At 73.1% G+C, this 16,312-nt stretch carries 13 protein-coding genes and 1 pseudogene; 7 read left to right on the top strand and 7 right to left on the bottom strand.

Features of this window, described 5'->3' with window-relative positions:
• Complete coding sequence (locus tag D0D28_RS08075) at positions 1 to 1,047, bottom strand: aldo/keto reductase (RefSeq protein ID WP_116110226.1); 1,047 nt, start codon at positions 1,045 to 1,047, stop codon at positions 1 to 3.
• 117 nt (positions 1,048 to 1,164) lie between these two features.
• On the opposite strand from D0D28_RS08075, the gene D0D28_RS08070 reads away from it, so the two are divergent.
• A complete protein-coding gene (locus D0D28_RS08070; protein WP_116110225.1) occupies positions 1,165 to 1,998 on the top strand; it encodes a helix-turn-helix transcriptional regulator in 834 nt (277 codons plus the stop codon).
• A 7-nt stretch (positions 1,999 to 2,005) separates the two neighbouring features.
• Here D0D28_RS08070 and D0D28_RS08065 read toward each other — a convergent pair whose 3' ends face one another.
• Entirely contained in the window at positions 2,006 to 2,764 is a 759-nt protein-coding gene (locus D0D28_RS08065) for an alpha/beta fold hydrolase (protein WP_116110224.1), read from the bottom strand.
• Positions 2,765 to 2,768: 4 nt separating this feature from the next.
• A complete protein-coding gene (locus D0D28_RS08060) occupies positions 2,769 to 4,172 on the bottom strand; it encodes an AAA family ATPase (RefSeq protein ID WP_116110223.1) in 1,404 nt (467 codons plus the stop codon).
• 41 nt (positions 4,173 to 4,213) lie between these two features.
• On the opposite strand from D0D28_RS08060, the gene D0D28_RS08055 reads away from it, so the two are divergent.
• Genes D0D28_RS08055 through D0D28_RS08045 form a run of 3 tightly spaced genes read left to right on the top strand, consistent with a single transcriptional unit; the run spans position 4,214 to position 6,554 of the window.
• Complete coding sequence (locus D0D28_RS08055) at positions 4,214 to 4,510, top strand: antibiotic biosynthesis monooxygenase family protein (RefSeq protein ID WP_020417072.1); 297 nt, start codon at positions 4,214 to 4,216, stop codon at positions 4,508 to 4,510.
• Positions 4,510 to 5,319: an SIR2 family NAD-dependent protein deacylase gene (locus D0D28_RS08050; RefSeq protein ID WP_094005646.1), complete on the top strand. Its 810-nt coding sequence runs from the start codon at positions 4,510 to 4,512 to the stop codon at positions 5,317 to 5,319. Before D0D28_RS08055 ends, D0D28_RS08050 begins: the two co-directional genes overlap by 1 nt.
• Before the next feature lie 47 nt (positions 5,320 to 5,366).
• The gene (locus tag D0D28_RS08045; RefSeq protein WP_116110222.1) at positions 5,367 to 6,554 is read left to right on the top strand and encodes an FAD-dependent monooxygenase; all 1,188 of its coding nucleotides are present in this window, start codon (positions 5,367 to 5,369) and stop codon (positions 6,552 to 6,554) included.
• Between the two features lie 170 nt (positions 6,555 to 6,724).
• On the opposite strand, the gene D0D28_RS08040 is transcribed toward D0D28_RS08045, so the two are convergent.
• Positions 6,725 to 7,558, bottom strand: a complete 834-nt coding sequence (locus D0D28_RS08040; RefSeq protein WP_116110221.1) for an SDR family NAD(P)-dependent oxidoreductase — start codon at positions 7,556 to 7,558, stop codon at positions 6,725 to 6,727.
• An 86-nt stretch (positions 7,559 to 7,644) separates the two neighbouring features.
• Between D0D28_RS08040 and D0D28_RS08035 the strand changes: the two genes are divergently transcribed.
• Positions 7,645 to 8,511: a LysR family transcriptional regulator gene (locus tag D0D28_RS08035; protein ID WP_094005643.1), complete on the top strand. Its 867-nt coding sequence runs from the start codon at positions 7,645 to 7,647 to the stop codon at positions 8,509 to 8,511.
• Here the strand turns inward: D0D28_RS08035 and D0D28_RS08030 are convergent.
• Complete coding sequence (locus D0D28_RS08030) at positions 8,498 to 9,415, bottom strand: endonuclease/exonuclease/phosphatase family protein (RefSeq protein ID WP_116110220.1); 918 nt, start codon at positions 9,413 to 9,415, stop codon at positions 8,498 to 8,500. The two genes, D0D28_RS08035 and D0D28_RS08030, sit on opposite strands and share 14 nt — an antisense overlap.
• Positions 9,416 to 9,519: 104 nt before the next feature.
• Between D0D28_RS08030 and D0D28_RS08025 the strand changes: the two genes are divergently transcribed.
• Positions 9,520 to 10,485 carry an ATP-binding cassette domain-containing protein gene (locus tag D0D28_RS08025; protein WP_116110219.1) on the top strand — a complete coding sequence of 322 codons (966 nt, stop codon included), beginning with the start codon at positions 9,520 to 9,522 and terminating at the stop codon, positions 10,483 to 10,485.
• Positions 10,482 to 11,276, top strand: a complete 795-nt coding sequence (locus tag D0D28_RS08020; protein WP_094005640.1) for an ABC transporter permease — start codon at positions 10,482 to 10,484, stop codon at positions 11,274 to 11,276. The genes D0D28_RS08025 and D0D28_RS08020 overlap by 4 nt, the downstream gene beginning before the upstream one ends.
• A 40-nt stretch (positions 11,277 to 11,316) precedes the next feature.
• On the opposite strand, the pseudogene D0D28_RS37590 reads toward D0D28_RS08020, so the two are convergent.
• Both D0D28_RS37590 and D0D28_RS08010 read right to left on the bottom strand, forming a co-directional pair.
• Positions 11,317 to 14,423 (bottom strand): annotated as a pseudogene (locus D0D28_RS37590) (BTAD domain-containing putative transcriptional regulator).
• A gap of 18 nt (positions 14,424 to 14,441) precedes the next feature.
• Positions 14,442 to 16,226, bottom strand: a complete 1,785-nt coding sequence (locus D0D28_RS08010; protein WP_116110218.1) for an Hsp70 family protein — start codon at positions 16,224 to 16,226, stop codon at positions 14,442 to 14,444.
• Positions 16,227 to 16,312: the final 86 nt, after the last annotated feature.

The following is a 16,312-nucleotide window of genomic DNA, read 5'->3' as shown; positions in this document are numbered from 1 at the left end:
TCAGCGGCGGTTGTCGATCTTCAGACCGCCCGTGGTGACCGCGCGGATGTGGTCACTGGCGAGCAGGGCGTGCGGGTAGCCGGGGTCGATCGCGCTGACCTCGTCGAGCCGGGCCAGCTGGGCGGGGCTGAAGGCGACCGCCAGGGCGCCGAGGTTGTCCTCCAGCTGGGCGGTGGTGCGAGCGCCGATGATCGGCGCCGTGATACCCGGGGTCCGCAGGGTCCAGGCGAGCGCGACCTGGGCGGGAGTGCACCCCAGCTCCGCGGCGACCTCCTGCACGACGTCGGCGATGGCGAGGTTGCGCTCGGTGACCAGGCCCAGATCGGCGTTGAAGCTCCGGCGGGTGCTCTCCCCGGCACCGTCGTCGCGGCGGTACTTGCCGGTCAGCACCCCACCCGCCAGCGGCGAGTACGGAATCACGCCCAAGCCCAGCTCACGTGCCATCGGGATCAAGTCGCGTTCCCCGGTGCGCTGCGCCAGGTTGTACTCGATCTGCAGCGCGACGAGCGGCGACCAGCCACGCAGGTCGGCGATCGCCTGCATGCGCGACACCTGCCACGCCGGGACGTTGGACATCGCCACGTGCAGGACCTTGCCCTGCCGGACCAGATCGTCCATGGCGCGCAGGATCTCCTCCACCGGAGTCGTGTCGTCCCACACGTGCAGGTAGAGCAGATCGAGGTAGTCCGTGTTCAGCCGTCGCAGACTGGCCGCCACCGACGTGAACATGCTCTTCCGGTGCGGGCCGCCGGAGTTCGGGTCGCCGGGACGGCGCAGCGTCGTGTACTTCGTCGCCAGCACGAGGCTTTCCCGGTTGCCCCGGGTGAATTCCCCCAGCAGGCGTTCGGAGCTGCCGTCGGTGTAGGTGTTGGCGGTGTCGATGAAGTTGCCACCGCGCTCGACGTAGGTGTCGAACAACTTGCGCGCGTCGTCCGGCTCCGCGCCCCAGCCCCACTCCGTGCCGAAGGTCGCGGTGCCCAGCGCCAGCGGCGAGACCCGCAGGCCGGAGCGGCCCAGCAGGCGGTAGGTGTCGAGGGTGAGCGGCATCGTGTCCTCCAGTGCTCGTGATCCGTTGCCGTGGACGAGTCTGTGGGCACGGCGGGCCGGGGGTAAGGGAACCGGTTTCCTGGGAACACCGGTCCTACCCGGGCTGTTGGACCGTCCGTGATCACTCGCGCCGTGGACCCCGCGCAGGAGCTGGCCGCGTTCCTGCGCAGCCGTCGCGAACGGCTGGAGCCGCGCGATTTCGGCCTGCCGCCGGGGCGGCGGGCCCGGCGGACCCCGGGGTTGCGCCGGGAAGAGGTCGCCGAGCTGGCGGGGATCAGCGTCGACTACATCGTGCGGCTGGAGCAGGCCCGTGGGCTGCGGCCATCGGCGGAGGTCGTGGACGCGCTGGCCCAGGCTCTGCGCCTGGCCCCCGACGAGCGCGCCTACCTGTTCGACCTGACCCGGCAGCGCCCCCGCGACACCGGCGAACCCGCCTCCGCCGCCGCGCCGCAGCTGGCCCGGCTGGTCGAGGACCTCGCCCCGCTGCCCGCGATGCTGATGAACCACCGCTACGACATCCTGGCCTGGAACGGCCTGATGGCGAAGCTCCTCCTCGATTTCGACACCCTTCCGCCGTCGCAGCGCAACGCGATGTGGTTGTGCCTGCTGCACCCGAAGACCCGTGAGCTCTACGTCGACCGCGAACGCGTCGTGCGGGAGGGGATCGCGCACCTGCGTGCCGCCTGGGCGGCGCATCCGGACGACCAGGCGTTGACGGACCTGATCACCGAATGCGTGAGGCGCGACGCGGACTTCGCACGGTGGTGGGCCGAACGGGACGTCAAGGTCGACGGCCGCGGCCAGAAGGTGGTGCGGCACCCCGAAGCCGGGGACATCGCCCTGCAGTTCGAAACGCTCACGCCACTTCGCGACGCGGCGCAGCTGCTGGTGATCTACCGTCCCGCGGACGACGAGAGCCGGGCGGCGCTGGAGCGCTTGTCCGCGCGGTGACGCGCGCCTACCGCCCCAGCACCTCGGACAGGAACGCCTCCACCGCGCCCCGGTAGATCTCCGGCTGCGAGTCGTGCACGACGTGTCCGGCTCCGGGGACCACCAGGTGCCGCCCCTGCTGGGCCCGCCGCGCCGTTTCCGCCTGCTGCCCGGCCGGCATCAACGTGTGCTCGGCCTCCACCACCAGCATGGGGCACTTCACGCCGTCCACGAGCGACCAGTACTCCCGCCGCCCCCACTCCGCGGCGATCTCGTACAGATCGTCCAGCTCGGCGATCAGGTGGTAGCCGTCGGCGCGTTCCTCCACGCATTCGGTGAAGTACTCGCCCGTCTCGCCGAAGAAGTCCCGCACGTGCGCGAGCGACTGGAACGGCACCGGCCACGACTCGAAGTACCCGCGCCACGTCTCGACCGTCTTGCCGCGCTGGTCCGGCGCCATGTCCTCGACCACCACGGCGTGCACCAGTTCCGGCTCGGCGGCGGCCAGCGCCCACGCGTGCAGGCCGCCCATGGAGTGCCCGATCACCACGGCCGGTCCGCCCAGCGACCGCACCACCTCTGCGGCGTCGGCGACGAACTGTTCGGTCGTCCACGGCCCGCCGCGCGGCCCGCGCCCGTGCCCGCGGGCGTCCAGGCCCACGACGTGCCCGTACCGGCGCAGCCACTGAGCCACCCGCCACCACGTGCGCGCCCGGCCCATCAGCCCGTGCAGCAACACGATCGGACGGCCCTCGCCACCGAAGTCCACGACGCTCACGGCGCCCATTGAATCAGCTGCCGAGCAGCGACCTGGTCAGCGAGTTCCGCGAATCCTGCATGGCCCGCAACGCCGTCGCGAGCGCTTTGTCGCCCACCCGCACCCGCTCGCCGTCCACCCCGTTGCGCATCTCGTGCAGCACCGCGCGGCGCAGCAACTCCTTCACGAACGACGCGGTCACGCCCTCGGTCTCGGCGATCACCGGCTCCAGGTCCGCCACCAGGTCCACCCCGCGGCCGTACAGCTCGAACAGCTTGCGCCGCCCCTCGGCGTCCGGCCGCGGGATCTCCACCGCCAGGTCGACCCGCCCCGGCCGGTCCCGCAACGCCGCCTCCAGCGCCGCCGGCCGGTTGGTCGTCAGCACGAACGTGACGTCCGCGTCCGCGCCGATCCCGTCCATCGCGTCCAGCAGGCTGAACAGCAGCACGCCGCCACCGCCCGGCATGGTGCGGTCCTCGGCGACCAGGTCCACGTCCTCGACCACCAGGATCGACGGCTGCAACCGCCGGGCCAGCTCGGCCGCCTTGCCGAGGAACCGCATGCCCGCGCCGGTCAGGATGATCACCGTGCTGCCGGACAGGCGGCTCAGCAGGTAGCGCACGGTGTGCGTCTTGCCGGTGCCAGGCGGCCCGTGCAGCAGCAGCCCCCGCTTGAGGTGCTGGCCCGCGGCGCGCAGCCGGTCGGCGTGCTCGGCGATGCCGACGATGTGCTCCTCGATCGAGGGCAGCACCCCCTCGGGCAGCACGACCTGCTCGGCGGTCGGGCTCGGGCGGGGCAGGAACGTCAGCAGCTCGTTGCCCCGGTACTCGCTGCTGCCGAAGGCGAGCACCTGGCCGCGCAGCACGTCGTGCTCACGGGCGAGCTGTTCGATCCGGTCGCGGACCGCCCCGGCCGCCGCGCGGTCACCGGCCAGCACCTCGACCTTGGACAGCGCGGACGGCCCGTGCTGCGGGTTCGGCCCGCGTAGCGCGACGACCACCGGCCCGCCGTCCGGGGCCGTCGTCAGGACCAGCCCGAACTGGACGACCTCCGCGGTCTCCTCCGGTCCGATCGCGACGGTCGCCATGTCGACCGCGCCCAGCTCGAACGCGCCGTGCCGCCGCGCGGACGACAGCATCCCGGTCAGTTCCTCGTGCAGCCGGTTCGCGCCGGTCACGCCGAACCACTCCGGCTCACCGCCGCGTTCGGCGAGGTAGGCCTCGACGCCGCGGTGCACGTTCACGTGCTCCCACGGCGAGAAGTCCTGGCCGACCAGCACGATCTGCCGGAACCCGACGCCGAGGTGCCCGGTGATCCGGCCGATGAGCTCCTCGGCCGGGTTGTCCTCCTCGACCACCAGCGCGGCCGTCTGGACGAGTTTCCGCAGGTCCCCGGCGAGCCCCCGGGCCAGCTTGCGATCTTCCCCTGTGATCCCCATTACGTCCCAGCATAGCCACGTGGGCTGGGTAGGCTGAGGCCATGGCAGTCGTGAAGATCAATGCGATCGAGGTCCCCGAGGGCGCGGGCCCCGAACTGGAGAAGCGGTTCGCGAACCGGGCCCACTCGGTCGACGGGCAGCCCGGGTTCCTCGGCTTCGAGCTGCTGCGCCCGGTCGCCGGCGAGAACCGCTACTTCGTCTACACGAAGTGGGAGTCCGAGGAGGCCTACCAGGCCTGGGCGAGCGGCCCGGCCAAGGAGGCGCACGCCGGCCAGAGCTCACGGCCGGTGGCCAGCGGGGCGAACCTGCTGGAGTTCGAGGTCGTCCCGCTCGACTGATGTCCGGCGACGGCCTTGCCGAGGCCGCCGAGATGCTCGCCGGCGCGTCCGCGCTCCTCGTGTGCGCGGGCGCCGGCATGGGCGTCGACTCCGGCCTCCCGGACTTCCGCGGCGACGAGGGGTTCTGGCGGGCCTATCCGCCGTACGCGCGGCTCGGGCTGAGCTTCGCCGAGATCGCCGACCCGCGTCACTTCGCCGAGGACCCCGAGCTGGCCTGGGGTTTCTACGGCCACCGGCTCGACCTGTACCGCCGGACCGAACCGCACGCCGGGTTCGGGTTGCTGCTGCGGCACGGCTCCCGGCTGCCCGGCGGCGTCGCGGTGTTCACGTCCAATGTGGACGGCCAGTTCCAGCGCGCCGGGTTCGGCCTGGTCGCCGAGGCGCACGGCTCGATCCACCACCTGCAGTGCACCGTTCCGTGCGGCCCGGACATCTGGCCCGCGGAGTTCTCCCCCGGCGTCGACGAATCCACCATGCGCGCCCGCCCGCCGCTGCCGTCCTGCCCGAACTGCGGTGGCCTGGCCCGGCCGAACATCCTGATGTTCGGCGACTTCGACTGGGTGTCCGCCCGCACGGACGCCCAGATGCGCGCGCTCGACGAGTGGCGGCGCGCGAACCGGGGCGCGGTCGTCGTCGAGCTGGGCGCCGGGCGCGCGGTGCCCACCGTGCGCCGCTACGCCGAGCTGGCCTCCGCCGTGACCGGCGCGCTGATCCGCATCAACCCGCGCGAACCCGAGGTCCGGCACGGGCGCGGGGTGTCGCTCCCCTATCCCGCGCTGACCGCGCTGACCGCGTTGCTCGGCGGCTGACAGCCGTTCGTCAGCGGCCGGTCAGTGGCGCCCGGCACGGTGACGGCATGACCAACACCAAGATCCTCATCTCCGGCGCCAGCATCGCCGGGCCCGCCCTCGCGCACTGGCTCACGCGCTACGGCTACACCGTGACCGTCGTGGAGCGGGCGCCCGCCCCACGGCCCGGCGGGCAGGCGGTCGACGTGCGCGGTCCGGCGCTGGACGTCGCCGAGCGCATGGGCATCCTGGACACCCTGCGCGCCCACGGCACCGGCATGCGTGGGATGTCGGTGGTGGACGCCGACGGCACCGAGATCTACCGCACCGAGGACCGCACGGTCAGCGGCGGCGACCTGGACAGCCCGGACGTCGAAATCCTGCGCGACGACCTCGCGCGGATCATCACCGAAGCCACGAGCGGCGAGGTCGAGTACCTGTTCGGCGACTCGATCGCCGCCCTGGAGCAGGACGCCGACGAGGTCCGCGTGGTGTTCGAGTCCGGCCTGGAGCGCACGTTCGACCTGGTGGTCGGCGCGGACGGCCTGCACTCGAACACCCGTCGCCTGGTCTTCGGTCCGACCGAGCGGTTCATCCGGGACCTGGGCATCAGCATGGCCGTGTGCACGGTGCCGAACTTCCTCGGCCTGGACCACTGGCAGGTCATGCACCAGATGCCGGGCGGCGGGATGCGCGGCGCGATGGTGATGAGCGCGCGGGGCAACACCGAGGCGCGGGCGTACCTGATGTTCGACACCCCGGAGCCGGTCGACTACGACCGCCGGGACGTCGAGGGCCAGAAGGAGATCGTGGCTCGTGCGCTGGCCGGGGACAGCTGGGAGATGCCGCGGCTGGTGGAGTACGCGCGGGCCGCCGCGGACTTCCACCTCGACTCCGCGGCGCAGATCCACCTGGACTCGTGGTCGCGCGGCCGGGTCGTCCTGCTCGGCGACGCGGGTTACTGCGGTTCGCCGATGTCCGGTCAGGGCAGCAGCATGGCGCTGATCGGGGCGTACGTGCTGGCCGGCGAGCTGGCCGCGGCCGGCGGCGACCACCGGGCGGCGTTCGCGGCGTATGAGAAGGAGCTGCGGGACTACACCCGGGCGAACCAGGAGATGGCGGTCGTCAACCTGCGGGAGCGGCGGGCCCAGGCGGGTCAGGCCGAGGACGCGAGCGCGGCGGCCGAGATCCTGGTCGAAACCGGGGTGGACGAGTTCACGCAGGTCGTGGCGTCGTACTCGGTCAAGGACTACTGACCGGACCACTCGATCCGGTGAACATGAGGGTTCCACGCGTCCCGTGGGGCCCGTCGGCCCCTCTAACCAGACGGCTGCGGCCGCACGGGCGCCACCGTGCTCCTCGCAGTCGTCCGGCATACCGGATCCGGCCGTCACGCCCCCCGAACGGCCGGATCCGGTACGCGCCGCTACTGCGTCAGGACGCGCTCGGTCAGGTCACGGGCGGCCGCCACCAGATCGTCGGTGAGGGCCCCGGTCAGCTCCTCCGACGGCTTGCCCTCCGCGTCGAGCACGGTCCCGCTCGGCAGGGACGGATCGGTCGCCGCGCACACGATCGACCGAGCGGCCTCCGCGACCGGGCGCCGCACCGCCTCCTGGATCTGCGCCCACTGCGGGCGCAGGGCAGGCGGCAGGATCTCCGGGGTCATCTCGGCGGCGTTCGGCGTCGCCGCCGGGCCCGGGTCGGCCGCGCGGACCGAGATCCCACTGCCGCGCAGCCGCTGCGCCAGTTCCCGGTTGTAGGCCAGGTGCGCGAGCTTCGCCCGCCCGGACACCGCCATGCCGTAGTACTCGCTGGGCTCGACCTCCGCGTATGACGGGGTCCCGGCGAGCAGCGCGGCCTGGATCGACGACGAGGTCACGTCGACGATCCGGCTGGGGGCGCCGGCTCGGAGTGAGTCCAGCAGCGCTTCGGTCAGCACCAGCGGCGAGAGGTGGTTCACCGCGAAGCTGGCTTCGAGGCCGTCGGCCGTCTCCCAGCGCTTCGACCACATACCGCCCACGTTGTTCACCAGCAGCTGCCACGGTCCCGCCGCGGCGAGCAACTCACCGAGCGCGCGCACCTCCGCCAGCACCGAGAGGTCGGCCTGGACGAACCGGCCGCCGATGGTCCGCGCCGCCGCCTCGCCGTGTTCCGGGTCCCGTCCGATGATCGTCACGTCGTGGTCCCGCCGCGCGAGTTGCCGCGCCACCTCGAAGCCGAGTCCCCGGGTGCCCGCCGTCACGATTGCCTTCTGTGTCATGCCGTTCAGCTCAGCCGACTGGCGGGAATCCGTCCAAAGCCCCGCGAACATGGGTCCATGCCGGGCCGGCATGGCAGCCTGTCGGAGTGGATCTGAAGCACCTGCGGTATTTCCTCGCCGTCGCCACCGAGGGCACCTTCACCGCGGCCGCGCAGCGTCTCGGCATGACGCAGCCGGCGCTGTCGCGCGCGATCCGGGCCCTCGAAGACGGGGTCGGGACCGCGCTGTTCGCCCGCGGGCACCGGGGCGCGGAGCTGACCGCCGCCGGGCGGATGCTCGCCGAGGACGCCCGCGGTATCGACGAGTACGCCCGCGCGGCGATCGCCCGGGTGGCGCGGTTCGGGCAGGACGGACCGCGGCTGCGGGTGACCGCGCGGGCCTGTGACGTGGCCACGCTCCAGGGACTCGTCGACTCCTACAACGAGCAGTACGAACCGCACGCCGTCGCGACCGTGGCCGACTGGCAGGTCCAGGCGGACGAGCTGCGCACCGGGGCGGCCGACGTGGGTTTGCTGCGCGTCCCGTTCGAGAGCCGGGGCCTGGACAGCGATCCGGTGCGGATCGACGAGCGGGTCGCCCTGCTGCCGCGGTCGCACCCGCTCGCCGGCCGGGAGTCGGTCGACCGGGCCGAACTGGCGGGCGAGGCGTTCCCGCGGTGGGTCGGCATGCCAGCCGCGGAGACGGCGTACTGGACCGGCACCGACCGGGTCGCGTACGAGTGGCGGCCCGGCCCGTTGGTGCGCAACGGCGCCGAGTACGCGAGCGCGGTCCGGCTCGGTCAGGCGGTCGGGTTCGTGCCCCGGACGCTGCTGCCGGAGCTGCCGCTCACGGGCATCAGCGTGGTGCCGGTCAGCGGGTTGTCACCCAGCGAGCTGCACGTCGTGTGGGCGGCCACCGCGACGTCCCCGGACGTGGCGCGGTTCGTCCGGCACGCGCAGCTCACGGGAGTGTGATCGACGCGAACACGGCCTTGTGGTCGGAGTTCGGCATCGGGAACACGCGGTAGGCGGTGACCGCGGCCCGCTGGTCGACCAGCACGTGGTCGATCGTGACCGGCGGTGGGAACAGTTTCGACGGCCAGGTCGACGTGAAGCCCTCACCCATCGCGTCGCCCGCGTCCGTGTAGCCCGTCGCGATCAGGTCCCGCAGCGTCCCGTGGTCGAGCGTGGCGTTGAAATCGCCCGCGAGGATGCGCACCGGGCCGTCCGGATCGGGGTGCGGCAGTCCCGCGATCTCCGACTTCCACGCCCCCGCGTCGGCGACCGGCGCCGTCGGGTGCACCGCCACGACCTCGACCGACACCCCGCCGCCGAGGTCCACGCGCGCGCTCGGCTGCGCGAAGATCGACGGCCCGGCCAGCGACAACTGCGTGACCGGATACCGGGACAACAACCCTGACCCGGCACCGCGCCGCGCCGGCTCCAGCACCCGGTACGGCAGCAGCTCGAACAGCCCGGCCGCCTCCAGCGCCGTCACCCCCTGTGGCGTCAGCTCCAGCAGGTTCAGCACGTCGACCTGGTTCTCCCGCACCAGCCGCACGAGGGTTTGCGGATCGGCCTCGCCGTAGTACATGTTCGACGACATCACGTGCAGCGTCCGCCCGTGCACCTGCGGCTGGGCCGAGGAAAACGCGCGCGGCACCACCACGCCGAGCAGGTCCAGGGCGAGCACCAGCACGACCCCGCCGATCCACCAGTGCCGGAGCGCGAGGGTGAGCGCCGCGAGCACCAGGCCGCACACGATCCAGTACGGCGTCAGCGCGATCAGCGACGCGGTCAGCCGCCCGCCGTCGACGCCGAACAGGCGCATCACCGCGAACACCACGAAGACCGCGGCGAGGACGGCGAAGAACACCATGCGCCCAGTCTTCCTGTCACGCCTCGGCGGCGGCTGACAGCCGGCTGTGCGCGCGCTGTCAGGTTCCCCCGGAAGAGTCGGTTCCGACACAGGAGGAGGATGTCATGACCTTGGCGATCCAGGCTGAGGGCCTGGTGAAACGGTTCGGGAACACCACCGCGCTGAACGGGGTCGACCTGGAGGTGCCGACCGGCAAGGTGGTCGGCGTGCTCGGCCCGAACGGGGCAGGCAAGACCACCACGGTGCGGATCCTGGCGACGCTGCTGCGGCCGGACGCCGGTCATGCGACCGTCGGCGGCTACGACGTCGTGCGCGACGCGGTGCGGGTGCGCGGGTTGATCGGCCTGACCGGGCAGTACGCGTCGGTGGACGAGGACCTGTCCGGCACCGAGAACCTGGTGCTGCTGGGCCGGTTGCTCGGGCTCGGCCGGGCCGATGCGAAGGCGCGCGCGGCGGAGTTGCTGGAGCAGTTCGAGCTGACCGACGCCGCCGCCCGCGCGGCGAAAACGTACTCGGGCGGTATGCGGCGGCGGCTGGACCTGGCCGCGAGCCTGGTCGGCCGCCCGAAGCTGCTCTACCTCGACGAGCCGACCACCGGGCTGGACCCGCACGCGCGCAACGAGGTGTGGCAGGTGGTGCGGCGGCTCGTCGACCTCGGCGCGACCGTGCTGCTGACCACGCAGTACCTGGACGAGGCCGACCAGCTCGCGGACACGATCACGGTGATCGACCACGGGCGGGTGGTCGCGGAGGGCCGCCCGGACGAGCTGAAGCGCCGCGTGGGCGGGCAGACCGTGCAGGTGCGGCCGAGCTCGCGGAGCGATTTCGACGCCGTGGCGAGGATCCTGACCGATCTGACCGGGTTCGAACCGGCGCGCGACACCGATGTCGGCTTGCTGACCGCACCGGTGGGCGATCCGGTCCTGATGTCCACTTTGGTCCGCAAACTGGACGAAGCCGGCATCACCGCCGACGAACTCGCGCTGCGCCTGCCCAGCCTCGACGAGGTCTTCCTGGCGCTGACCGGGAAGCCCGCCGAAGAACCGGCCCGTGAAGGGAGCCTGGTGTGACCACGCTCGACCTGCCCCGGCGCATCAGCCCGGGCAAAGCCCTGCAGGACGGGTTCACCCTGGCCTGGCGGGGCGTGCTGAAGATCCGCAAGAACCCGGAGCAGCTCGCCGACGTGACGCTGCAACCGATCCTGTTCCTGCTCATGTTCGGCTACCTGTTCGGCGGCGCGATCGCCGGCAGCACGAGCGCCTACCTGCAGATCCTGGTGCCCGGCCTGATGGTGCAGAACACGGTGTTCGCGAGCATGGCGACCGGGACGTCGCTCAACACCGACGTCACCAAGGGCGTGTTCGACCGGTTCCGCGCCATGCCGATCGCCCGGTCCGCGCCGCTGATCGGCGCGGTGGTGTCGGACGTCGTGCGGTACGCGGTGGCGCTCGCGGTGCTGCTGGTCGCCGGCACGATCATGGGATACCGGCTGCACACCGATCCGGGTTCGCTGGTGGTGGCCGTCGCGTTGCTGCTGCTGGCCGGGTTGTGCTTCTGCTGGATCGCGGTGTTCGTCGGGATGCTGATGCGCAGCCCGGGGGCCGTGCAGGGCGTGATGGTCGCGATCATGATGCCGATCACCTTCGGCAGCAACGTGTTCGTCCCGTCCGACACCATGCCCGGCTGGCTGCGCGCGTGGTCGGACATCAGCCCGGTGAGCCTGCTGACCGAAACGATGCGCAGCCTGCTGAACGGCGGCCCGGTCACCGGTCCGCTGCTGGGCGCGCTGGCCTGGATGGCGGGGATCGTCGCGGTGTTCTTCCCGCTGGCGATGCGCGCCTACCGCCGCCGGGTCGTCTGATCCGCACGGGTCTCCGCCGACGGGCGCCGGCGGAGACCCGTCACCCGGCCCGCTCGGCGACCGCGGCCCCGATCGCGGCCATCGCCTGCGCGCTGGTGAGCCGCGCGCCCCGCTGGTAGGCCTCGTCGTACGCGTCCGCGCCGAGCTTCTCGCGCAAGTCGGCGATCACCGCGCGCAGCTCCGGGTCGCCGGAGTCGAAGACGCCGCGGATGGCCTCGCTCAGGCCGAGCGCCCACGCGGCCCGCTCGGCGTCGCCCTCCGCGTGGTACACCCGGGCGATCACGGCGGTCGTCTTCGCCACGTCCGGCAGGTCCTTGCGTTCGCTCGCCGAGCGCAGCGGATTCGCCAGCAGCGGCCACGCCTCCGCGGCCCGCCCCTCGGTGACGAGCAGCGAAGCCCCGGTGATCGCGACCAGCTCCGCCGCCATGTCGATCGGGAACGGGACGCGTGCCGCGTTCGCGGCCAGCCACGCGTGCTCGGCGCGCGCCACGTCCAGCTCACCGCACCGCCGGGCCAGTTCGAACTTCCGCAGCGCCACCATCGCCCGGCGGTCGACCTTGTCCGTCACCAGCCGCTCGGCCTCGGCGACGTCGTGCCAGGCCGCCTCGGCGTCCCCGGCCCGGAACTTCTCCTCCGCCAGCCGGGCCAGCTGCTGCACCACGTCGTCGGCCGAGGACAGCTCCCGCGCCATCCGCAGGCCCTCCGCGAACCCGGCGATGGCCGCGGAGTGGTTACCGCGCAGCGAGTGCGCCTCCGCCTGCATCGCGACCGTCATCGAGGTGCCCCAGCGGTCCCCGCACTCGCGGAACCCGGCCAGCCCCCGGTCCCGGGCGCGCCCGCTGCGGTCCAGATCGCCGTCCTGGTCGGCCATGAAACTCTCGGCCCAGCTCGCGCACGCGATCGCCCAGGGGTCCGAGCCGGCCAGCACGCGGCGCACCTCGCGTTCGGCGAGATCCCGGTGCCCGCCCAGGAAACAGGTCATCGGCAGGGCCAGCGCCAGCATCGGGTACCGCCGCACCGCGCCGGTGCGCAGGCACTCGTCGGCCAGCTCCGGCAGGTCGTCCCGGCGCACGATCGGCTGGCTCGTCATGAGCGCGTGCATCACGGTGAGGCACACGTGAGCGTGGTCCGGCAGGCCGTCGTGACGCAGCACCTCCCCCAGCAGCGGCACCGGTTCCGCGTGGAACCCGCGGATCACCCAGTACCAGAGCGTCGCGAGGACCAGTCGTGCGGCGGTGCCCGCGTCCTCGTCGTCGAGAGCGCGGCGCACCGCGGCCACGATGTTGTCGTGCTCGGCGCCGAAGGTCTCGATCGCGCGGACCTGCTCGTGACCCCGCAGCTTCGGTTCGTTCCCCTCGGCCAGATCGGCGAAGAACCCGGTGAACCGCCGCACCACGTCGTCCCGTTCGCCGGACTCGGCGAGCCGCTCGGCGCCGTAGGCGCGGATCGTCTCCAGCATCCGGTAGCGCGGCTCCGCACCCGTCGAGACCGCGTCCACATGGACTTCTCGACGAGTGAGCCGAGCACGTACAGCACGTCCTCGGCAGGCAGCAGCTCGTCGGCGCAGACGGCTTCGGCCGCGGCCACGGTGGCGCCACCGGCGAACACCGACAGCCGCCGGGCCAGGATCCGCTCCGGCTTCTCCAGCAGGTCCCAGCTCCACTCGACGACGGCCCGCAGCGTGCGCTGCCGCGGCATCGCGGTGCGGCTGCCGGAACTCAGGAGCCGGAAGCGGTCGTCCAGCCGCCGCGCGATCTGGTCCGCCGTCATCGACCGCAGCCGCGCCGCGGCCAGTTCCAGCGCGAGCGGCATCCCGTCCAGGCTCCGGCAGATCTCCGCCACGGCGTCCGAAGTGGACTCGTCGAGCACGAACCCCGGCCGCACCGCGACCGCCCGTTCGGTGAACAACCGCACCGCCTCGGCGACCGCCAGCGGCCCGACCTGGCACAGCGCCTCACCGGTGATGGCGAGCGGCTCCCGGCTGGTGGCCAGGATCCGCAGCCCGGGCACCCGGGCCAGCAGCTGGAAGGCCACGTCGGCCACGGTGTCGACCACGTGCTCGCAGTTGTCCAGCACCAGCACCGCGTCACCACCGTCGAGCAGCGCCACGATCTGCGACATCGCGTCCACCGGCAGCTTCGGCGCGCTGGTCGTCCGCAGGTCCAGCGGGCCCAGCGCGCCCAGGATCGCGCCGGGCACGTCGTCCGCGTCGCGCACACCCGCGAGCGCGACGAACCACGCGCGCGCCGGGTGGCGTTCCGCCGCTTCGGTCGCCAGCCGGGTCTTGCCCGCCCCACCGGGGCCGACGAGTGTGACCAACCGCGACGCCGACAACGCCCGGGCGACCTGGCCGAGTTCCCGCTCGCGGCCGACGAAACTGGTCAGCCGCACCGGCAGCGCAGGCTCGGCGCGCGCCGCCGCGACCTCGCCGCGCAGGACCTTCAGGTGCGCGTCGCGGAGTTCGGCCGACGGGTCGACGCCCAGCTCCTCGGCCAGCGTGGCGCGGATCCGCTCGAACACGGCGAGGGCGTCGGCCTGGCGGCCGCTCGCGGCCAGCGCCCGCATCCGCAACGACGCCAGCCGTTCCCGCAGCGGGTGCGCCTGCCCGGCGGCGTCCAGGTCCGCCAGCACCTCGGCGTGCCGCCCGAGCGCCAGCTCGGCCTCGAAGCGGTCCTCCACGGCGGCGATCCGCAGGTCGTTGAGCCGCGCGACCGGGGCCTGCGCGAACGGCGCGTCGAGCACGTCGGCCAGCGCGCCGCCGCGCCACAACGCGAGCGCTTCGCCGAGGTCCGCGGCGGCCTCGCCGGGGCGTCCGGCGGCGAGTTCCCGCCGTCCGCGGGCGGCCAGCTCCTCGAACCGCTGGGCGTCCACGTCGGCGTCGAGGGTGTAGCCGCCGGAACCGGAGGTGATGGCGCCCGCGCGGCCCAGCGCCCGCCGCAGCCGGGACACCAGCGACTGCAGGGCGTTCGCCGCGTCCGCGGGCGGGTCGGCGCCCCACAGGCCGTCGATCAGCGCGTCGGTGCCGACCGCGCGGCCGGGGTCGAGCGCCAGGCGGGCCAGGAGCATGCGCAGGCGCGGACCGCCGATGTCGATCGGCGTGCCGTCGTCCGCCTGGGCCCGGACCGGGCCGAGCAGTGCCACCCGCACGGCTACCACTGTTCCAGATCAGGCGCCGGGCTTGAGGCTCTGCTCGAAGTAGTCGACCATCTCCTGCGGTGTCGGGCCGCTCCCGCCGAAGTCGATCCACACCAGCAGGCCGCAGATCTCGGCGTCGTCCGCGCCGAACAGCATGATGCCCATCCCGATCGCCGTGCCCGCCAGGTACCGGCCGCTCAGCCCGGCACCGCTCCAGGTGCCGTCGAGGGTGCCGTCCGAACCGTCCATCTGGGACTCGACGCCCGGTTTCAACTCGTCGAACGACATGCCCTCGTAGTAGATGACGGACCGGCCGCTGGTGGTCGAATCGCTGGGCAGCTTGCAGGTCACCACGTTCTCGGCGCCGGCCTCCTCGATCGGCGCACCGGCCCCGCCGCTTTCGCAGGTCCCGGCGTCCGGCACGGTGCCGGCGAGCCGGCGCAGGCAGGACGTGAAGCCCTCGGCGTCCGGCTCGCCACCGGGCGAGCAGGTCGCGGCGACCTGCCTGGTCGAGACCTGGGCGGCGTTCCCGCTGGTTCCGACCGGATCGCCGGAGCCACCGCGGGTGACCGCCAGGAGGGTGATCACCAGCGCGGCGACCAGCACGCCGACGCCGGCGCCGATGAGCAGCGGCGTGCGCACGCCCGTGGGCTTCGGCCGGGGCGGCGGTGGCTGCCAGGCGGCGGGTGGGGTGGCCGGCGCCATCGCCGGGAGCGTGCGGCCGTCGATCGCGGGCGGCGTCGGCGGCGGGCCGGCCGGGACGTGGTGCAGTCCGAACGCGACCGCGGTCTCCGGCTGGTCCTGGGTGGTCGGCAGGACGCCGAGCTGTTCGGCGAGCAGTGTCGCGACCAGCGGCATCCGGCTCGGCCCGCCGACCAGGTAGACGCCGGTGAGCTGCCGCGGGGTGTGCCCGGCGTCGCGGATGGTCGCGGCGAGCATCTCGGCGCTGCGCAGCAGGTTCGGCCGGACGAGCGCCTCCAGCTCGGCGCGGGTGACCAGGACGTCGTCGAACGGTTCGGGCATCGGCACTTCGGTGTGCGCGTGGCGGGACAGGGTCTCCTTGGCCTCGCGCACGTCCTGCAGGAGGGCGCGGCGGGTGCGCCGGTCGGCGAGGCTCCCCGGCCGCAGCATGCGCTGCCACTGGGCCGGGTCGGTGTGGGAGACCTGGCGGCCGACGTGTTCGAGGAGGGCCTGATCGATGTCGAGGCTGCCCAGGTCCGGCAGGCCGTTGTCGGCCAGCACGGTGAAGCCGCGGTCGGTGACGCCGATGACGGCGCAGTCGAACGTGCCGGCGCCGAGGTCGTAGACGGCCAGGGTGCTGCCGGGCGCGAGGGCGCGGCCGAGGGAGGCGTAGTGCGCGGCGGCGGCGACCGGTTCCGGGATGAGGACCGGGTCGGCGCCGAGACCGGCCTTGATCGCGGCCTGGCGGAGGAGCTGCTGGCGGGTGGCGCCCCAGCGGGCCGGGTGGGAGAGGCGGACCTGGTCGAGCGGCTGCCCGGCGAGCTGGCGGTGGGCCTCCTCCGCGACGCGACGCAGGACCGCGGCGAGAGCGTCGGTCACCTCGACGACGGTGTCGCCGAGCAGGAGGGTCGCGTCGTCGATGCGGCGCTTGGGATTGGGCTCGAACCGGGCCGGATCCAGGCGCGCCCGGCGCTCCGCGTCCTGCCCGACGACCAGCGTGCCGTCCTCGCCCGCGAAGATCGCGGACGACATGGTCACCGACCCGTCGATCTCGATGACCCGCGGCCCGCGCCCGAACGCGGACAGGACGGCCACCGTGCTCGACGTACCCAGGTCGATCGACAGGACGTTCATGAGCCTCCCCTCGGCCCGATCACACTATCGGGGCGCCCGGGACGCGAAGTGCCCCCAGGGAACCAGTCCCTGGGGGCACTCGCTTC

The organism is Amycolatopsis ruanii, from assembly GCF_003385175.1.
Classification (GTDB): Bacteria; Actinomycetota; Actinomycetes; order Mycobacteriales; family Pseudonocardiaceae; genus Amycolatopsis_E; species Amycolatopsis_E thermalba.
Note: the sequence above shows the minus strand (reverse complement) of the source record. Positions and strands in the feature narration are given on the sequence as shown.

Coding starts and splice junctions, on each gene's coding strand:
- D0D28_RS08075 (WP_116110226.1), bottom strand. CDS start 1,047: ATGCCGCTCACCCTCGACACCTACCGCCTGCTGGGCCGCTCCGGCCTG.
- D0D28_RS08065 (WP_116110224.1), bottom strand. CDS start 2,764: ATGGGCGCCGTGAGCGTCGTGGACTTCGGTGGCGAGGGCCGTCCGATC.
- D0D28_RS08060 (WP_116110223.1), bottom strand. CDS start 4,172: ATGGGGATCACAGGGGAAGATCGCAAGCTGGCCCGGGGGCTCGCCGGG.
- D0D28_RS08055 (WP_020417072.1), top strand. CDS start 4,214: ATGGCAGTCGTGAAGATCAATGCGATCGAGGTCCCCGAGGGCGCGGGC.
- D0D28_RS08050 (WP_094005646.1), top strand. CDS start 4,510: ATGTCCGGCGACGGCCTTGCCGAGGCCGCCGAGATGCTCGCCGGCGCG.
- D0D28_RS08045 (WP_116110222.1), top strand. CDS start 5,367: ATGACCAACACCAAGATCCTCATCTCCGGCGCCAGCATCGCCGGGCCC.
- D0D28_RS08040 (WP_116110221.1), bottom strand. CDS start 7,558: ATGACACAGAAGGCAATCGTGACGGCGGGCACCCGGGGACTCGGCTTC.
- D0D28_RS08030 (WP_116110220.1), bottom strand. CDS start 9,415: ATGGTGTTCTTCGCCGTCCTCGCCGCGGTCTTCGTGGTGTTCGCGGTG.
- D0D28_RS08025 (WP_116110219.1), top strand. CDS start 9,520: ATGACCTTGGCGATCCAGGCTGAGGGCCTGGTGAAACGGTTCGGGAAC.
- D0D28_RS08010 (WP_116110218.1), bottom strand. CDS start 16,226: ATGAACGTCCTGTCGATCGACCTGGGTACGTCGAGCACGGTGGCCGTC.